General features: G+C 43.2%; 13 protein-coding genes, 1 tRNA gene and 1 pseudogene. 2 read left to right on the top strand and 13 right to left on the bottom strand.

The window, feature by feature from the left end; translation table 11 throughout:
- The first annotated feature begins 91 nt into the window (after window positions 1-91).
- The gene (locus tag QE417_RS22620) at window positions 92-307 is read left to right on the top strand and encodes a VF530 family protein (RefSeq protein WP_311954100.1); all 216 of its coding nucleotides are present in this window, start codon (window positions 92-94) and stop codon (window positions 305-307) included.
- 94 nt (window positions 308-401) lie between these two features.
- Here QE417_RS22620 and QE417_RS22615 read toward each other — a convergent pair whose 3' ends face one another.
- The 4 genes and pseudogenes from QE417_RS22615 to QE417_RS22600 form a co-directional block, all read right to left on the bottom strand.
- Window positions 402-1850, bottom strand: coding sequence for a phytoene desaturase family protein (locus tag QE417_RS22615; RefSeq protein WP_311954099.1), 1449 nt, complete (start codon window positions 1848-1850; stop codon window positions 402-404).
- A gap of 106 nt (window positions 1851-1956) precedes the next feature.
- Window positions 1957-2028: transfer RNA gene (locus QE417_RS22610), tRNA-Cys, on the bottom strand.
- Between the two features lie 8 nt (window positions 2029-2036).
- Window positions 2037-2663 (bottom strand): redoxin domain-containing protein, encoded by a 627-nt coding sequence (locus QE417_RS22605; protein ID WP_311954097.1) that lies wholly within the window; start codon window positions 2661-2663, stop codon window positions 2037-2039.
- 296 nt (window positions 2664-2959) lie between these two features.
- Window positions 2960-3414, bottom strand: a pseudogene (locus QE417_RS22600) (CinA family protein).
- A gap of 180 nt (window positions 3415-3594) precedes the next feature.
- Here QE417_RS22600 and QE417_RS22595 point away from each other — a divergent pair.
- Complete coding sequence (locus tag QE417_RS22595) at window positions 3595-5253, top strand: glycoside hydrolase family 43 protein (RefSeq protein WP_311954094.1); 1659 nt, start codon at window positions 3595-3597, stop codon at window positions 5251-5253.
- 33 nt (window positions 5254-5286) lie between these two features.
- On the opposite strand, the gene QE417_RS22590 is transcribed toward QE417_RS22595, so the two are convergent.
- From QE417_RS22590 to QE417_RS22550, 9 genes are all read right to left on the bottom strand, one after another.
- On the bottom strand, window positions 5287-6273 hold the full coding sequence (locus QE417_RS22590; RefSeq protein ID WP_311954090.1) for an alpha/beta hydrolase: 987 nt from the start codon (window positions 6271-6273) through the stop codon (window positions 5287-5289).
- A 185-nt stretch (window positions 6274-6458) separates the two neighbouring features.
- Window positions 6459-7874, bottom strand: coding sequence for a TolC family protein (locus QE417_RS22585; protein ID WP_311954088.1), 1416 nt, complete (start codon window positions 7872-7874; stop codon window positions 6459-6461).
- 34 nt (window positions 7875-7908) lie between these two features.
- On the bottom strand, window positions 7909-11067 hold the full coding sequence (locus tag QE417_RS22580; protein WP_311954085.1) for an efflux RND transporter permease subunit: 3159 nt from the start codon (window positions 11065-11067) through the stop codon (window positions 7909-7911).
- Window positions 11068-11125: 58 nt separating this feature from the next.
- Window positions 11126-12298 (bottom strand): efflux RND transporter periplasmic adaptor subunit, encoded by a 1173-nt coding sequence (locus QE417_RS22575; protein WP_311954083.1) that lies wholly within the window; start codon window positions 12296-12298, stop codon window positions 11126-11128.
- A 99-nt stretch (window positions 12299-12397) separates the two neighbouring features.
- Window positions 12398-12985 (bottom strand): TetR/AcrR family transcriptional regulator, encoded by a 588-nt coding sequence (locus QE417_RS22570; protein WP_311954080.1) that lies wholly within the window; start codon window positions 12983-12985, stop codon window positions 12398-12400.
- A gap of 220 nt (window positions 12986-13205) precedes the next feature.
- Window positions 13206-14093 (bottom strand): helix-turn-helix domain-containing protein, encoded by an 888-nt coding sequence (locus tag QE417_RS22565; protein ID WP_311954077.1) that lies wholly within the window; start codon window positions 14091-14093, stop codon window positions 13206-13208.
- Between the two features lie 102 nt (window positions 14094-14195).
- Complete coding sequence (locus QE417_RS22560; protein ID WP_311954075.1) at window positions 14196-14423, bottom strand: hypothetical protein; 228 nt, start codon at window positions 14421-14423, stop codon at window positions 14196-14198.
- Window positions 14424-14628: 205 nt separating this feature from the next.
- Entirely contained in the window at window positions 14629-16458 is a 1830-nt protein-coding gene (locus QE417_RS22555; protein WP_311954073.1) for a glycoside hydrolase family 35 protein, read from the bottom strand.
- A 5-nt stretch (window positions 16459-16463) separates the two neighbouring features.
- On the bottom strand, window positions 16464-18872 hold the full coding sequence (locus tag QE417_RS22550) for a sugar-binding domain-containing protein (protein WP_311954071.1): 2409 nt from the start codon (window positions 18870-18872) through the stop codon (window positions 16464-16466).
- Window positions 18873-18889 lie beyond the last annotated feature (17 nt).

The following is an 18889-nucleotide window of genomic DNA, read 5'->3' as shown; positions in this document are numbered from 1 at the left end:
TTCGTTTGTAAAGCACATTGTCTTGCCACTATACAAGTATCGCGGAATATGCCCGAGAATATCCTTACATCTAAATTGATTATTATTGCATATGAATACTCAACCCAACAATCCGCTGCATGGTAAAACACTGGAAAGCATTTTGAATGACCTGGTAGCTTTTTATGGCTGGCGAGAGATGGGAAGGATCATACCAATAAATTGCTTTACTTCAGACCCAAGTGTATCTTCAAGCTTGAAATTTTTACGCAAAACTCCCTGGGCACGTAAAAAAGTAGAAGATTTATACATGAACACAAAATTTTAGACAATGCAAAAGCTTTGTTCTTTAAATCATCGCCTTTTAAAGGAATTGTTTAACGCTAAGCAGCGTTTTAGCAAACCCAAAATAAACAGCCTTATTATTGTAAACTGGTATCTATATTAAATACATCTTTCAATGCCCGTTTAGCTGCATAATATCCGCACATACCATGTACTCCCCCACCCGGTGGTGTTGATGATGAACAGATGTATAATCCCTTTGCCGATGTTTTATAAGGCGATAGGCGAAGTGCCGGACGGGTGAACAACTGCGAAATATCGAGCCTTCCACCATTAATATCGCCACCTATGTAATTGGGATTATGCTCCTGCAATTGGGCTGTATTAAACGTATGCTTAGCTAATATCCGTTCCTTAAAACCGGGGGCAAAACGTTCAACCTGGTTTTCAATAATTGCAGTCATATCTTTAGTTGAACCGTTGGGTACATGGCAATAAGCCCATGCGGTGTGCTTACCCTCGGGTGCGCGAGTGTTATCAAATAAACTTTGCTGTGCTAACAGCACATATGGTTTATGGGTATATTGCCCTTTTGATGCCGCTTGCTCGGCAATAACAATTTCTTCAAGCGTTCCGCCTAAATGAACGGTTCCGGCCCTGCGGCATTCATCAGCCTTAAAAGATATAGGTGCATCCAAGGCCCAATCAACCTTAAACACACCATCGCCGTAACGGTAGCGCTCTAACTGCCACTTGTAAATTGATGAAAATTTATGCCCGGCTATTTGCAGTAGTTGCTGAGGCGTTACATCAAACAAAACAGCATTAGCCGATGGTAATTGTGTTAATGAAGTTATATAATTTCCGGTTTGTATCTCTCCTCCTAATGAAGTAAAATATCCCGCCAAAGCATCGGCAATAGCTTGCGACCCGCCTTTGGGTATAGGCCAGCCGCCTAAATGCCCGTTAGCCAGCAGCACCAATGCAACAGCTGAAGTGGTTAAATTACCTAAAGGTTGTATTGCATGCGCGGCCATTCCGGCAAACAGGCCGCGAGCATGAGTAGTTTTAAACCTTTTGGCCAGCCATGTTGCCGGTTGTAATGCCGACAAACCAAATGCGGCAAGTTTAAGCGGTTTTTGCGGGAACCTTAAAGGCCCTAATATATCAGATGCCAAATGTGGCCAGTTTTGAATAACCGGACCTATCATTTCAACATAAGCCTGCTCATCGGCACCAAGCAAAGCTGCCGTTTCAGTTAAAGAGCGTTTTAGAACTGCAGCAGTACCATCATCAAACGGATGCGCAGTGTCAATTTCGGGCAATATATACTCGAGACCATAACCGGAAAGTGACAGGGTTTTAAAATACGGCGAACCCAACGCAAGCGGATGAATAGCCGAACATATATCATGTTTAAAGCCCGGCAGGGTAAGTTCGGCAGTACGCAACCCACCACCAATTGTATCCTTGCCTTCAACAATAAGCACTTTTAGCCCATGCTGCTGCATGAGTATAGCAGCGGCCAGTCCATTGGGTCCCGATCCAATTATTACAGCATCGTATTCGCGATTTTGGTGCTTCATTATTAATTACCCAACATTGTAAAGGCAATAGCTAAAGTAATAATAACATTAAACGCTTGCTTTATTTTATATATAATCTGTTTGAAATAACAATTTTTGGGGCATGAGGCGTGAGGACGGACTCGAACCGTCGTACAAGGTTTTGCAGACCCCTACCTAACCACTCGGCCACTCCGCCTTATGTTTTTAGGCAGACCGCTTTCCGGCTAAATAATTGTTTGAACGAAATACTGTACTTACTATTTCCTGTGAAGGAATGCGGCTTAACAATTCTTCGTTGCTATAATCAAAAATAATTTTGAAGGAATGGTCGACCACAAAAATTGCAGGTAGCGGTACATTTACGTCAATGCCACCATAAAAATTCCAGGCCGGGCTATCGTCCGAATACACCTTGAATAGCTTGGCTAAAAGCGCGTTATTATCGGTATGTATGGGCAAAACAAGGTTGTTATCCCATAACAATTGCTGCAAGCCTCTTTCATCACCATCGGCATCAATCACTACAATATTACCGTCATGAAATTTTACTTCATTTCTGATCGCATTTAACTGTTTAAGATGCTCAAGCCCTAATTCTCCCCAATGTTTTGAGTAAAAATAAGCTACCAGAATTTTGCTAAGCTTTGGCGTTTCACCATATTTATGCTGCAGTGCCGAAAATCCATACGCAGTTTGCTGTACCTCTAACGCAATGTTATAGCCGCTTTTTAAAGGCTGAAGTTTTTTATAAGATTTTATATTATCGAATTCCAGTTCAGTATCTAATTCAAGATGATCAAATTCAGGATATTTTGATGATGCGTTTTTCATGATGTTATTTAAAATTGAGCTGATAAATAGTGTTTTCAATTCACCCGTACCCGGCTAAAAGCCTGGGTAAAATAACCACTTAATGTGCAGGCAGGCGCTTGCGGGCATTAACAACAACAGCACATGCAACAGCTGGAGAGGCCGAACATGATTTGCGTTTTAAGTGTGGTTAAAAATTTCATATCTTAAATAAACGTCTTAACAATTGCTATTATCTTTCTGATAAAACAAATGTATATAATATCTATCTATTTAGTAGAATTTATTTGAAAATAGATACCATCTTATTTAATCTTTTAAATGCTTTTCATAATTAATTGAGCTGCAGCATCTACAGTTTGATGAATGATATCTTCAATGCTCCCTTCAAATACCCAACGGGCATTAATGAGTTGGCCGTTAAATAACATGCTTACAAACATGGTACCTACAGGTTTATACCTTGTTTCGCTTCCGCCGGGCGTTGTTAATCCTGTTACGCCAACGCATACATCGGCAGGTATTACTGCAACCAATCGTTTCGTCAGTTCATCTGTTACCTCTTGCGATTCGGGTGTAAACTGCTCAAACAAACTTTCAGGAACATGGAGTATGGATTGTTTCAGTGAGGCATCATAACAAACATGCCGCCCTTTAATACCTGTCCCGATTCGGGTGCCAAAGCAAATTCAGAACATAACCAGCCCGCAGTGGCGCTTTCTGCAAAGGCAATAGTTAATTTTTTATGTGCAAGATGCTTGCTGCATTGCAATTATGCTCGACTTTGCCATATTCTTAATAGTTTAATTATTACACTTTTAACTAAACACAGTTGCTTTATAAAAAGTTTTTCGTAACAATATTCTGTTGATATTTAGCAACAGTTGCTATATTGAGACGCTTTAGCACAACCAGTTACTAACATCCAACCCTGAATACGCAATTAAATTAAATGGCTAATAAACATTTGGTATTATTTACGCTTGCAGTTATTGTAGCACTTGCCACCAATGCTCAGCAAAAAACGGTTGCCACTGCCTCAAAACCGTATGTATCTAAAGTGTGGTCGCCCGATTTGGGCAACGGGCAATACAAAAACCCTATCATTAATGCCGATTATTCTGATCCTGATGCGATACGGGTGGGTAATGATTTTTACATGATCAGTTCGAGTTTTGAAGATATACCGGGTTTGCCTGTACTGCATTCAAAAGACTTGGTTAACTGGAAGATATTAGGACATGCCCTGCTCAGGCAACCACCATTTGAACATTTTGACACGCCCCGCCACGGCGATGGTGTTTGGGCACCGGCCATAAGGTATTATAACAAGGAGTTTTATATTTACTACCCCGACCCCGATTTTGGAATCTACCTCATCAAAGCTACTAACCCGGCTGGTCCGTGGAGCACCCCGGTTATGGTGATGCCCGGTAAAGGGTTAATTGACCCCTGCCCTCTTTTAGATGATGATGGTGCAATGTACCTGGTGCATGGCTTTGCCGGCAGCCGTGCTGGCATAAAAACCATTATTTCGGTTAATAAATTAAACAAAGCAGGCGATAAAGTTACCGACGAAGGCGTAATTGTGTACGATGGTCACGAGACCGATCCTACCATTGAGGGCCCGAAGTTTTATAAGCGCAACGGCTATTATTACATATTTGCACCGGCGGGCGGCGTATCAACCGGTTGGCAATTGGTGTTACGTTCAAAAAATATTTATGGCCCTTATGAGCGTAAAGTTGTGATGGATCAGGGTAAAGGCCCGGTTAATGGCCCGCACCAGGGTGCCTGGGTAAATACGGCATCGGGCGAAGACTGGTTCCTGCACTTTCAGGATAAAGATGCTTACGGACGTGTTGTACACCTGCAACCCATGACCTGGCAAAACAATTGGCCGGTTATTGGCATCGATAACGATAAAGATGGCAAGGGCGAACCTGTATTAACCCACCGCAAACCCAACACAGGCGCAGCACAACCCATTGAAAACCCGATTGAAAGCGACGAGTTTAATACCAACCAATTAGGTTTACAGTGGCAATGGATGGCCAACCCCAAAGCACACTGGAGTTACATGTATCCGGCCAAAGGAGTTTTACGCTTGTTTAGCGCCCAGGCACCAGCCGATGCTAAAAACCTGTGGTTTGTTCCTAATTTGCTACTTCAAAAATTCCCGGCCGATGAATTTACGGCTACTACCAAACTTGAGTTTAAACCAAATGTAAAACTCGAAGAAAAGGCTGGCCTTGCTGTAATGGGATTAAGCTATGCCAACATCGGCATCAGGCATAAAAAAGATGGCGACTATTTAGTTTATTCTATAGTAAAAAATGCCGACCGCGGCGAGGAGGAAAAAGAGCAAACTATTACAAAAGTTACATCGCTAATAATTTACTTACGGGTAAAGATTACCAAGGGTGCTATTTGTAATTTCAGCTATAGCTTTGATGGTAATAAATTTGAGCCGGCAAGTCAGGCTTTTACCGCAACTCCGGGCAAATGGATAGGTGCTAAAGTGGGCATTTACTGCACCCGCGACACACAGATCAATGATTCGGGCTATGCCGATTTTGATTGGTTCAGGATAACCTCAAACGAAAACTAAACATATGCCTTTCTTTATGCCACAGGTCAATTACTACTTTTTAAACACCTTGTTCAGGAAACTGGTGATGGTTGTTACCGTTGGCGTAAACCAGGGTTCGTACAGGCAAAACGAGTGCGGCGAGTTTTCAAACTCTTTAATCTCTACATAAACGCCGTTTTTGTCAGCTATCTTTTTAAAATCGGTGCGGCCGGCGTGCATGCGCTCCACCGAACTGTTCAGGAATAAAAACGGAGTTCGGTTTTGTTCAGCATAAGTAAAGGGCGAAGCTTCGGTCCAAAGCTCAATATTTTCGGTACGTGGATAGCCCAGCCATTTGGCCGAGGCATTTATCTTGTCAACATTTTGGGTTTCCCACGCTTCAGGATTTACAAATGATAAGGTACCATCAATATCTACAATAGCCTTTACAGCCGTTGATGTAGCATCGTTACACTCCCCTTTCTGAAATTTTTCCATATTGGGAGTCAAGCCAACCAAAGCTGCTAAATGTCCCCCTGCCGAAAAGCCTAATACTGCAATATTAGCCGTATCAACATTGTACTTTTTGGCATTTCGCCTTATCCATTGCAAAGCTGCCTTTAAATCATAAACCGAAGCTGGGTAAAGCGCTTCGGTCGACAAGCGATATTCTACCGTAAAACACGCAAAACCTTTTGAAGCCAAATGCTGCGCCAGCGGAATATGTTGCTGCCGGCTACCCGAACGCCAGCCACCGCCATGTATGATCATGATGGCCGGGACTTTCTTTTTTGCTTTTGGCATAAAAGCATCCAGTTTGAGCTGACGGTTGCCCATGGTACAATAAACCAATTCGCGGTTTTCGGTCACATTATTAAACGCTTGTTCGGGTACAACCTTTATCTGCGGAAATTTTTTGATGTTGTTTTTATAGTCTGATGCGGTTGAATAGCTTGTATCTGGCGTGGTGGATAGCCATTCGGTACGTTGTTGCGCAAAAACAGCCGAGACCCATAATAAACCGGTAATGGATAAAATTAAATGCTTGAAATTTCTCATAAAAATGGGTAGTCGCTTCGGTTATTCGGGTTATACCTAAAACAGCTGTAAAATATCAAATATAATTCAGATTTTATTTTGTGCGGTATGTGTTCATAATATGTAAATGATGATAAACTAATAAGCCGGAAAAATTGCTTTTTCCGGCTTCGTGATATATAAATTATTAGTGGAAAGGGGCTATGTTATTGTTTCCAACCGCCGCCAAGTGCCTGGTACAGGTTCACAATGGCCTGCAGCTCCTGGAGCCTGTCGTTAACACTGCTGAGTTTAGCCGATAACAGGCTTTGCTCAGAGGTTAATACGTCAGTATAATTAGTTGACGAGCTGTAACGTAATAACTCTTTAGTGTAATCAACCGATTTTTCAAGGGCTTTAAGCTGATTGGCACGGCTGCTTTGCTTTTCAACGGCAGCCTGGTAAGCAAACAATGCGTTTGATACCTCGCCACCTGCGGTTAACAATGATTTTTGGAAAGCGTAGTAAGCCGATTGCTGTTGTGCCTGTGCGGTACGTAAGCGGGCTTTGTTTTCACCTTTGTTAAAAATGGGCTGAGTTAAGCCGCCAACCAAACTGTAAAATATAGAGTTATCAAACAGGTTTTTGATTCTTAACGATGATACACCACCTTGTGCCGTAATGGTTAACTGCGGATAAAAGTAAGTACGGGCCAGGTTGGTATTCTCAAATGCCATCCTGAAACCCAATTCGGCCTGTTGCACATCGGGGCGGTTTTTAAGCAGTTGTGATGCCACGCCAACCTGTAAGTTTTGATACGGCTTTTGCTCCTCTAACGAGCTGCGTTTTATAGCACCTGCACTACGGGCAAGTAGTACGCTCAAAGCGTTCTCGGTTTCGCGTATGCTACGTTTCAAATCGGGGATGGTTACCTCGGCTGCGTAACGGTTGGCCTCGCTTTGTACCACGGCTGCACCGGTAACAACGGCGCTCTCTTTAAGCGCTTTCATGGTTTCTACATCGGCAATACGGTTTTTAAGCGTTTGCTCGGTTATGCGCAATTGCTGGTCTAAAGCCAGCAGGTTATAATAGTTATTGGCAATATTGGCAATAAGCTGGGTTTGCACGGCACGACGGGCAGCATCGCTTTGCAGCAAACCAGCCACTGCCGAACGTTTGGCACTGCTTAGTTTGCCCCAAATATCGGCCTCCCAGCTTGTGCTCAGGCTCATTTGGTACAAGGTTGTGCTCAGCGGAAATGCGCCCACAAATTCAGGCGGAAAGTTTAATGCCGCTAACGACTGCTTGTTACGGGTAACCTGTGCATTTCCATTTAAACTTGGCAAAAAGGCTGCTTTGCTTTGGCTTAAAGTAGCCGTAGCCTCGTTAATACGCTGCACGGCAGTTTTAAGGTCGAAGTTTTCCTGCAGGCCTTCGGTAATTAAATTTTGCAGCACGGTATCAGCAAACAACTGCTTGTAGGGCAGGTTGGCTATTGATGTGGTATCGGTTATAGTGGTATCGCGGTAAACGTTGCCTTTAACATCCAAACCGGGTGCCTGATACTTTTTGGTAACACACGCCGAAATGCTCAGCACTGTTGCCAGCGCTAAAAAGGTGTGCGTTTTATATCTGTTAATCATTTTATGATGTTTCAAAAATGGTGAATGAATAAGGTTAATGGGCTTCGGCTAATAAATGGCTATCATCATCGGTTGCTACCTGCTTTTTGCCAATACGCTCCTGTAAGTTTTGGAAGATGATAAACAGCACAGGGATCACAAACACCCCGAATATGGTACCTATCAACATACCTCCTACTGCACCTGTACCAATTGAGCGATTACCCTCGGCACCGGCACCTGTAGCCAGCATTAGCGGCACCAAGCCTAAGATGAACGCAAACGAGGTCATCAAAATTGGACGTAAACGCGCCACCGCGCCATCAATAGCTGCCTGCACTATACTCATACCGCCTTTGCGGCGCATAGCGGCAAATTCTACGATCAAAATGGCGTTTTTAGCTAATAAGCCAATGAGCATGATGAGCGTAATTTGCAGGTAGATGTTGTTTTCTACATTGAATATCTTAGCAAATAAGAACGCTCCCGCCAAACCTACCGGTAACGAAAGCAATACAGCAAATGGTATAATATAGCTCTCGTACTGTGCACTTAACAAAAAGTAAACGAATACCAGACAAAGGATAAAGATAAACACCGTTTGGCTTCCGCTCGAGATCTCCTCGCGGCTCAGACCCGAAAACTCGTAGCCGTAACCAGTAGGCAGTGTTTGTTGCGCCACTTCCTGTATAGCTTTGATGGCATCGCCCGTACTATAACCCGGTTTGGGTGCTCCTGTAATTGATATGGAGGTAAACAAGTTGAAACGGTTGATAGATTCAGGACCGTAAACTCGTTTCAGCGTAACAAACTCCGATACCGGGGCCATTACGTTATTATTAGTGCGTACAAAAATGCTGTTCAGGCTGTTGATGTTGCCACGGTAAATGGCATCGGCCTGTATCATAACGCGGTATTGTTTACCAAACTCGTTAAAGTTTGAGGCATACAAACCACCGTAATAACCTTGTAATGTGCTCAACACCGAGTTTACACCCACGTTAGCCTCTTTACACTTGGCCACGTTTACATCAACCTGGTACTGAGGGAAGTTAGTGTTAAAAAAGGTAGTAGCATATTGTATTTCGGAGCGCTGATTTAAGGCTCCTAAAAATTTGCCGTTAACCTCTACAAATTTGCTGATGTCGCCACCGGTCCTGTCTTGCAACTGGAACTCAAAACCGCTGCTGTTACCAAAACCTTGCAGGGTTGGCGGCGCAAAAAAGATAACGTTGGCACCTTTAATGCCCGCCGTCATACCAAATAGTTTACCTATTACCGTATTTACGTCGTGCTCTTTGCCTTCGCGCTCGCTCCAGTGTTTCAGTTTCATAAACAGGATGCCGTATGAGCCGCCCGCGCCGCTTAATAAACCGGTACCGCCAATACGCGTAACCGATTCAACCTCGGGCAAACTGCGGGCAATACCGGCTACCTGGTCGGCAAGTTGCTCGGTCCGCTCTAATGATGATGCCGGCGGTAAGCTTACATCGGCCATAATAAAGCTCTGATCCTCATTGGGTACAAAACCGCTTGGCGTGGTTTTAAGCAAATACCAAAACAAACCGGCAAACAGGGCAATGCCCAACATAGCCAACCATTTTTTAGCCGACAGGAACTGTACCGAGCTTTTATATTTATTGGTCATGCTATCAAACCCGGCATTAAACGCGCTGTAAAAGCGTTGCATAAAGCCTTTAGGCTGATGATCATGATCGTTATGCGGCTTCAACAACAAAGCACACAACGCCGGACTAAGCGTTAACGCATTCACTGCCGATATAATAATGGAGATTGCCAGCGTTAAACCAAACTGCTTGTAAAATACACCTGTAGAACCGGTAATGAACGTTACGGGTATAAATACCGCCGCCATTACCAGCGTTATGGAGATTACAGCGCCGCTTATCTCGCTCATGGCTTCAAGCGTTGCACCTTTGGCAGTTTTGGCTCCGTTACCTAATTTGGCGTGTACGGCCTCAACCACCACAATGGCATCATCCACCACAATACCAATGGCCAGTACCAATGCAAACAGGGTAAGTAAGTTAATGGTGAAGCCGAATAATTGCAGGAAGAAGAACGTACCCACAATAGCCACCGGCACCGCAATGGCCGGAATAAGCGTTGAGCGAAAATCCTGCAAAAAGATGAATACCACGATGAACACGAGGATAAACGCCTCAATTAATGTGTGAATAACCTTTTCGATAGATACATCTAAAAACTCGTTGGCACTGAATATAGACATGGCCTTAATACCCGGAGGGAAAGTTTTTTGAGCATCCTCAATAGTTTTCTCAACCTCCTTGATCATTTCGTGCGCGTTTGAACCGGCCGATTGGTATACCGCAATAGCAATTGACGGTAAGCCGTTGGTGCTCGATGTGGTCGAGTAATCCAGCGAACCCAGCTCAATGCGGGCCACATCTTTTAAACGCAATATCTGCTCGTTCTTAGCCGAACGGATAACAATATTCTCGTACTCAACCGGTTTTTTCAAACGGCCTTTATATTTTAACACGTACTGGAATGATTGCTTGCTGTTTTCGCCCACTTTACCGGGAGCGGCCTCCACGTTTTGCTCGGCCAGGGCGGCATTAATATCGTCGGGTACTAAACCGTAGGTAGCCATAACATCGGGCTTTAGCCAAATACGCATCGAATATTCCTGCGTACCAAAGGCAGTTGCCTCACCTACACCGTTAATACGTTTAATTTGCGGCAGTAAGTTAATGTTGGCATAGTTTTGCAAAAAGGTACTGTTGAATGATTTGTTGGTACTGGTTAGGGCAAAAACATATACCATACTGCTTTGCTGCTTGCTGGTAGTTACACCTGCCTTGGTAACCTCGGCGGGTAATAAGGGGGTAGCTTTCGATACACGGTTCTGCACGTTAACGGCAGCCAGATCGGGGTTGGTACCCAGTTTAAAGTATACGGTAATTTTACCCGAACCATCATTACTGGCGGTTGAGGTCATGTAGGTCATGTTTTCCACACCGTTAATTTGCTCCTCCAACGGAACAATAACGCTGTTCATAACCACATCGGCGTTTGCGCCCTGGTACGAGGCCGAAACCTGTACGGTTGGCGGGGCAATTTCGGGGTATTGTGATATGGGCAACGATGTTAGGCCCAAAATACCCAGTATAACTAAGATGACCGATATTACGGTAGATAGTACCGGCCGTTCGATGAATGTTTTTAACATAATGAATTGATGTGCTGGTTGAATTTTTGCAAGGCATAAATGCCTCAGTCAGCTAATGTTATTTTAAATCCTGGTAAACCTTATCGGCAGGCTGCACTTCGGCTTTAACCTGGGTACCATCCTGTAAGGTTGATGTGCCTTCCAGTATCACGGTGTCTCCGGCTTTAAGGCCCGAGGTTACCACGAAGTTTTGACCGACAGACGTGCTCATTACATTAATTTCGGTGCTTTTAACTTTGCCTGCGGCATCAACCACGTAAACAAAGCGTTTGCCCTGTAACTCATAGGTTGATTTTTGCGGAACCAGTATAGTGTTTTTGATATTTCGCGGGAGGCTCACTTTGGCGCTACCGCCACTACGTATTAAACCTACCGGGTTAGGAAAGGTAGCCCTGAAGCTTGCCGAACCGGTTTCGGTATTAATTAAACCGCTTACAGTTTCAACTTTACCTTTTTCAGGATAGTTACTGCCGTCGCTTAATATGAGCGATACAGCCGGTAATTTATTGAGTTTAGCGGCAAGCGTAGTTCCTTCAAACGTGCGCGAAAACTCGAGAAGCTGTTTCTCGTTCATTGAAAAGTACGCGTATACTTTGCCAATGTTCGATATGGTGGTTAAAGGCTCAGCGTTGGTGCTATTTACCAAGCTACCCAGCTTGTACGGTATTGAACTGGCTACACCATTTACCGGGCTGGTTATGGTTGTATAACCTAAGTTAGTGCGTGCAGTAGCCAAATTTGCTTTAGCCTGCGCCAAAGCAGCTTTGCGTGCCTGCAGGGTATATTGGGCCGATTCCAGATCGTAGTGACTGATAATGTCTTTTTCAACCAATGGTTTTACTTTATTAACCTGCAATTGGGCTGCGCTTACATCGGCTTCGGCACTGCTAATGGCCGCCTGGGCATTGTTAACGCTTTGCTGATACTGCGGCGCGCTGATGCGGAAAAGCAACTGGCCTTTCTTTACCACGGCACCTTCGTCAATGTATATCTGCTCAATATAGCCGTCAATTTTCGGACGGATCTCGATGTTTTGCTGGCCTTGCAAGGTAGCCGGATACTCGCTATTTAATGTAGCGTCTTGCTGCTCTATTTTAAAAGCCGGATAGCTTTGTACGGGTGGAGGTCCGCCTGCAGCGGCAGCCGCGCCTTGATCGGGTTTATTACCGCATGAGGCCAGCAGCAGTAGCGCTGCTGCAAATGCAGATAGTTGAAGAACTGTGTTTTTCATGATGAATTTGAAAGTATATGGAGTGGTTTTTATGTTGCTAATTAGCATTGGACGGTTGTGTATTTAGTTTGACATTTTTGTTAACGGCTGTATAAATGTTTATTTGAATATCATCTTACATATAATCTGCTTACGCTCTTTAATCAGTACCGAAAAGTCTTCCTTGCTCAAGTCAAAATACTCTTTGTAAATGGGAGCCATAACCATGGGATAAGAAAGTAACGATGAAAGATTCATCATAAAATGAATAGGGTTCATGGCTTCAATACGACCGGCATCCATTTCATCCTTAATTTGCTCCAAAAACTGTTGAACCTTATGTGAGTTTTGGACATCGCTGTATTTGCAGATGTCGGAATTTATTACTGATATCAGAAAGGTTTCCTGGTATGGGAAAGCCATGGCTTCTCCTAAAAAAACCTCTATAAATTCTTCAATTTTTTTCCGGAATGTTTTTTCCGACTGCATAATTATATCAAGCCTTTGATTGAGGTTGATTACAGCTTCCTTAAAAACCTGCTCAATCAGCACATCTTTTGAGCGAAAATAGTAGTTCAACAACGTTCGGCTCACCCCTGCTGCATCGGCAATTTCCTGGGTACCTGCATGTATTTTTCCTTCGGCAAAAAAAACGTGTTTTGCAGTATCTTTTATCAATTGTTCGGCACCGGTATCTCTAGCAGCCATATGCAAATTACATAACAACAGGGCATTGTATTACGACCTATTGGTTTGATAGCGACAAAATTGAGTAAAGTGGAAGGCTTACTAAATGTTCAGAAGCCTGACAAATATGTCAAAAAGGTATGTAAGTGTAATTTTTGGTAATTAAAAAGTCATTAAAACAACCGGCTCATTATATAATTAAGCGTCTAATGGAGATATTGAAAGGATGAGCTAAATCTCTTTATGCAATTTGACGATACTGACTGGGCGTAAGTCCGCTGTGCTTTTTAAAGTATTTGCTAAACATAAACTGATCGGCAAAGTGCAATGAGGCGGCAATTTGGCCAATGCTGAGTTCGGTACTATTAAGCAATAACTTGGCTTCGAGTACTACCATTTCATCAATGTGATTACCTGCCGGAATGCTGGTGACTTCTTTAATAGTTTGAGATAGGTATTTTGGCGAAACATTAAGCAAACTGGCATATGCCTGTATGCTGCGTTCCTCTTTTATATATTGAGGTAATAGCTTAAAAAACCTGTATGTAAGATCTTCTTTGCGGGTGCGTTTTATATCAGTAAGGCTTTGATGTATTTTGTAAAGCGAGCTTAACTCATAAATTAATGCGGCAAACAAATGCAGCATCATATCTTCCTGGTATACACGGGTATTGGCTGTATCAAGCTTAAACCGCAGCAAATTGAGTATACCAAGCAAGCCATTAAAATCCTCTTCGCAGGCATTTATCATTGGATTTAACTGCGCCGACAAGAACTCAAATACTTCAATATCTTTAGCATGTACCCCTGCACTTGTTAAATACTCTGGTGTAAAGGCAACCCAGGTAATTTCACAATCGTCAGATAAATAGGTTAGTTGCCGCACCACATTAGGCGCCATTAATAAAACATGGTTGGCCTTTAAAGTAAACTTCAATAAATTAACCTGAAAATGAGCTTCTCCACTCTTTAATAATGCAAGCGAAAAGTGGTCGGCCCGGAAGGGAAAAGAAATAATACCACCATCAGGATTACCCTCCGAACTGCTGATATGAAGCCCATGATGGTGATGATAGAGGCCAAATAGCTCAAGTAATTGCTTTATTGAAAAGGTGCGGATTGAGGGCATTGCACCGCTATATTCGGCAATATTATGTTGATTTTATAGCCAATGTGTACAAAATTCAAAAAATTGACAATTCAATCGCGCAAAGCAATGTCCTCAGGTTATTCAATCATCAGTTTTAGCCAAGCTATCGTCCCCGTCTTCGTTAGGTTCAATATCTAATTTGCTGTTATTAGTGGCCGCTCCGGTTTGTGTTTGATTACCGTTTGCAGGGAAACTCTCCTGCTCTACTTCGGGGTGTTCGGTTTCGCCAAAATCGGCCGCTTTGGTATCAGTCTCTACAAAATCGGGCAGTTCGTTTTCTTCTTGTTTTTTAGGATCGATGGTATTCATAGGTAAAATTTTAATGGTAACCACTCTTGTAAAAGAAATGTTTTGCCTTGTTCAACAAGTATTAATCAATAATTACAGCAACATCTTAAATTGATATGTAGTACAAATACTCTAAACAAATAAGGGCCGGAATAATTCCAGCCCTTTAATTCACAAACAAAGTTTAGTAAATCTATTAAACCTGTTTTATTGTTTACCTATATAATTAAGGTTGTAGCATATCCAAAATAGGCTTATCTAACGCAGATATTTTTGAAGCATCTGGTTTCAATAATTCTAAAACTACCACCTCGTTGTTTCCAGGCTTCAACCATTCGGCAGGAACATACAAAGTTTGCTGCGGACCTATGCTCCAATAACGACCCAAATTGTGACCGTTGATCCAAACAATACCTTTACCCCAGGTGCGCATGTCCAGGTAAGTATCAGCAACCTTAGCTAAGGTGATCGATCCTTTACGTAAAACCGGACCATTAACTGCGCTTTTGCCTGAATTAAATTTAACACCCTTTAAATCATAAAACGGAAGTTTATACATTTTCCAGTTTTGCACGGTACTACCGGTAAAGCTCACCTTACCTATTATACCCTTTTTGTTTTCGAGCAAATATTTACCAAAGTTGATGCGGCCCATGTTCTCCACTAATATTTCCAGTGACACATTACCCGCAGGCAGCGAAATCATCATGCTGTCTTTACCAGTACGACGGTCAAGCGAGCCAACCATACGTCCGTTAAGCATCACTACGGCAAAATCGCGCAAGCCATCTACTTTTAATACTCCTTTACGTCCACCCTTTAATTGGGAGCGGTAAAGCATATAGCCATAATCCTGGTTTAAATCTTCAAACGTTAAAGGATTTGTATTTTCAAAAGGCTTAGGCAAATTGCTCAATAAAGCTGCCGATGTATTTAGCGCTGTAACCGGAATGCTCATAGAAGGCTTGGCAGCAGGTACCGGCGGTAACTTAACCTCCTTAGGCAGATGTTTCTCGATCACCTTTCTGAATGCATGGAACTTAGGGGTAGCATTACCTGCTTCATCCAAAGGAGCATCATAATCATAGCTGCTGGTTTGCGGTTCAAATGGTGAAGTGTCTTTATAATTCGCACCATTCATAAATCCACGGGTCGATCCGCCATGAAACATATACATATTAATGCTGATGTTGGCCGCTAAAGCAGTATCAAGTCTTCCGGCGTATTTTGAAGCAGGTACGGTATGGTGCGGGGCTCCCCACCAATCAAACCATGCAGGGTACCACTCCGGAATGTAATACGGGCCTTTACCGTTATGATTCTCGTTGATCAGCTTTTTTACCTTAGCCGGATCATCAAGTCCGTTAACGCCCGGAAGCAATCCCGGAAGATGACCATTCACCAGATCAGCGGCAGGATCGCAGGTAAACAGTAAACCGTCAAAACCGGCATCCTTAAACATACGTTGATTGATTCCTAAGTATTCTTTATCACTGCCATATGAGCCGTATTCGTTCTCAATTTGAACCATGAGGATATTGCCGCCATGGTTAACCTGGAAAGGCGCAAGCCTTTTGCCAACCTCTTTTATATAAGCCTCGTACTCTTTTAAGTATTGAGCTTCTTTGCTCCTCACCTGCAAGCCTTTTTCGTTTTGCAGCCAGTAAGGGTAACCACCAAATTCCCACTCGGCACATACGTAAGGGCTGGGTCTTAATACTACCCATAAGCCAACTTCCTGGGCTATTTTTACAAACTCAACAATATCATTATTGCCCGAGAAATCGAATTTACCCTTTTGCGGCTCGTGAACGTTCCAAAACACATAAGTACCTATGGAGTTTAGGCCCATAGCCTTAGCCATTTTCATACGTGCACGCCAGGCTTCGCGCGGAACCCTCGGATAGTGCATTTCGCCGGAAATCATTTGAAATGGCTTACCATCGAGCAGAAAAGTAGAATCGCCCAGTGCAAAGGTGTGTTTTGCAGTTTGAGCGTTAGAAAGCATTGCCGGAGCTACCAGCAAAGCCATAAGTAAGATTCTTTTGAAGAACATATGTATTAATTATTATTTAGAATTATGGTCTTACTTTGAAGACCGGGTGCCGAAATTTTAACCTCTGTTTGGCCTGTATTGCCCGATAGCTGCACAAAAGCCAGCAACCTACCGCGTACAGCCCGCCTTTTATTACTTTGATAAGATTCATGGCTGTCGTTACTGCCACTTTCGAGGCCCAACAATTTGCCATTCCCTGTAACCTCTACCAATATTTCGTTTTCTGCAATTTGCACACGATTATTATCTGTGTCTGCAATTTCAATTTCAATATGGCGAATACCCTTTGCGCCTTGCTTAATTTTGTACTTATCAGCAGAGGCATTAATGCGGCTTGCCTCTCCATAAGTTTTCAACGCTGATTGTGCAACTAACTTGCCCGAGTTGTACCCTTTGATAACCAGTGAACCGGCTGCATATTTAACATTCCAAGCAGGAATTTTAAGTGTTGCTTCGGCGCATTTTTTACGCCCCTGGCTCTGCCCGTTTATAAAAAGTTCGGCTTCTTCGCAGTTGGTGTAACCTTGTACGGTAAGTTCGTCGTATCCGGTCCAGTTCCAGGTAGGCTGCCCTCTCCTTTGGCTCCAGTTACCGGTTTGCTCTTTAGTGCGCGGCGGGGCAACCACCGTGTAAACCATTGGAGTGGCTGACCAAAGACTTTGCCTGTAATAATACTCAGGTTTTTTGAAACCTGCAAGGTCAAGTAAACCCGCGCCATTACTTCTTTGCGGCCATTTACCGGCCTCGCCTAAATAATCGATACCCGTCCACAAATACTGGGCTGAAATGTAGCGGTTCGTATCAACAGCATCCCATAAATTTTTGCGCATGCCGTTCTCGCTACCGTAAATAATACGGTTAGGGAATTTGCGATGATCTTCGGGGTAACGATACTCCTGGTAATTATAACCCACAATATCTAATTCTTCGGGCAAACCCACTTCGTTCGACATTACTACGCCCGCCAATGCCGCAGTTACCGGCCTTGTGGTATCATATTGTTTAACAGCCTTAGCCAGGCGGCGTGCTATGGGAGTCATTTGAGATGCAGGCGGATGATCGGGAAGATAGCCTTTACCATATATCTGCGGATTATTGCCTGAATTTAGCACCTCATGCGTATAAGGGTCATTCGGGTAATCAATTTCATTACCAATGCTCCACATAAATATGGACGGGTGATTGCGGCTACGCAGCACCATATTGCGCAAATCGGCTTCGGCCCATTGTTTAAAATACTCATGGTAGCCGTTTTTGGCAGGTGTGCCTACATTCCAACCTTTAACCCATTTATTTTTACCAATTTCCCATTCGTCAAAAGCCTCATCCATAACCAAAAAACCTTTTTCATCACACAAATCGTACAAGTAATCAGCGTGTGGGTTGTGCCCCATTCTTACAGAATTAACACCCCCTTCTTTTAGAATATCGAGCCTACGCGCCCAAACTTCTTTAGGCACGGCCACGCCCAAAGCACCTGCATCATCATGAATACAAACACCTTTTATCTTCATTTCCTTATCATTAAGGAAAAATCCGTTGTCTTTATCAAACCTTATCGATCGTATACCCACCTGCTGCGAAATAAGGTCTATTACCTTACCATTTCGCTTAAGTGAAACCTGCAAATTGTAAAGCTGCGGTGATTCGGGCGACCATAGCCGGGGCTGATTCATGATCATCTTAAATAGCAAATCCTGAGTTTTACCTGCGGTGCTGAATTTTTTCAACTGTGTAGCAACCAGTTTACCCTTACTATCTAAAATGCTTATTTGAAGGTTAAGCTTTTCTTTTTTACCTAAACTATTGGTGATCTTCACCGAGGTATTTATTTCAGCAAGGTCTGAAGTTACCTTAGGTGTGGTAAAGGCAACATCCCACGGATCGATGTAGGTTTTATCCTTTTCGTAAACATAAACATTACGGTATATGCCCGAACCTGTGTACCAGCGCGAATCGGCAAAATCGCGGTGATCAACCTTGACCTGCAAAAGGTTATCGCCTTTTTCTTTGAGATAAGGAGTCAAATCATATTTGAATGCAATAAAACCATTGGGCCTTTTGCCAAGCAGTTGCCCGTTAAGATATACCTCGCTATTTTTGTAAACTCCGTCAAAATATATAAATACCTTTTTGCCTAACCATGTAGGTTGAGTTTTAAAAGTTTTTTGATACCAACCTACTCCTCCGGGTAAATAGCCTGTTGCGCTTGCCCACTCCTCGCTAAAAGGGCTTTCAATAGCCCAATCATGAGGTAGTTGCACTGCTTTCCATTCCTGTGGTGAAATTTGGTCAGGCGCAGCTTCGCCCGAATGAAATTGCCAGCCATCATTAAAAGTCTTTTTTAAATCCTGAGCATTTGCCTGTACAAACCAGCAACCCAACATCAATAACAGTACAGGGGATTTTTTCATAGTATATTACTTCAAAA

This window comes from Mucilaginibacter terrae (genome assembly GCF_031951985.1).
Taxonomy (GTDB): Bacteria; Bacteroidota; Bacteroidia; order Sphingobacteriales; family Sphingobacteriaceae; genus Mucilaginibacter; species Mucilaginibacter terrae_A.
This window is presented reverse-complemented; position numbering and strand designations above follow the sequence as displayed.

What these genes read in the sequence shown, in the direction of transcription:
- QE417_RS22590 (WP_311954090.1), bottom strand. Translation starts at nt 6,273, where the DNA reads ATGAGAAATTTCAAGCATTTAATTTTATCCATTACCGGTTTATTATGG.
- QE417_RS22550 (WP_311954071.1), bottom strand. Translation starts at nt 18,872, where the DNA reads ATGAAAAAATCCCCTGTACTGTTATTGATGTTGGGTTGCTGGTTTGTA.
- QE417_RS22595 (WP_311954094.1), top strand. Translation starts at nt 3,595, where the DNA reads ATGGCTAATAAACATTTGGTATTATTTACGCTTGCAGTTATTGTAGCA.
- QE417_RS22555 (WP_311954073.1), bottom strand. Translation starts at nt 16,458, where the DNA reads ATGTTCTTCAAAAGAATCTTACTTATGGCTTTGCTGGTAGCTCCGGCA.
- QE417_RS22580 (WP_311954085.1), bottom strand. Translation starts at nt 11,067, where the DNA reads ATGTTAAAAACATTCATCGAACGGCCGGTACTATCTACCGTAATATCG.
- QE417_RS22615 (WP_311954099.1), bottom strand. Translation starts at nt 1,850, where the DNA reads ATGAAGCACCAAAATCGCGAATACGATGCTGTAATAATTGGATCGGGA.
- QE417_RS22565 (WP_311954077.1), bottom strand. Translation starts at nt 14,093, where the DNA reads ATGCCCTCAATCCGCACCTTTTCAATAAAGCAATTACTTGAGCTATTT.
- QE417_RS22605 (WP_311954097.1), bottom strand. Translation starts at nt 2,663, where the DNA reads ATGAAAAACGCATCATCAAAATATCCTGAATTTGATCATCTTGAATTA.
- QE417_RS22575 (WP_311954083.1), bottom strand. Translation starts at nt 12,298, where the DNA reads ATGAAAAACACAGTTCTTCAACTATCTGCATTTGCAGCAGCGCTACTG.
- QE417_RS22585 (WP_311954088.1), bottom strand. Translation starts at nt 7,874, where the DNA reads ATGATTAACAGATATAAAACGCACACCTTTTTAGCGCTGGCAACAGTG.
- QE417_RS22560 (WP_311954075.1), bottom strand. Translation starts at nt 14,423, where the DNA reads ATGAATACCATCGATCCTAAAAAACAAGAAGAAAACGAACTGCCCGAT.
- QE417_RS22570 (WP_311954080.1), bottom strand. Translation starts at nt 12,985, where the DNA reads ATGGCTGCTAGAGATACCGGTGCCGAACAATTGATAAAAGATACTGCA.
- QE417_RS22620 (WP_311954100.1), top strand. Translation starts at nt 92, where the DNA reads ATGAATACTCAACCCAACAATCCGCTGCATGGTAAAACACTGGAAAGC.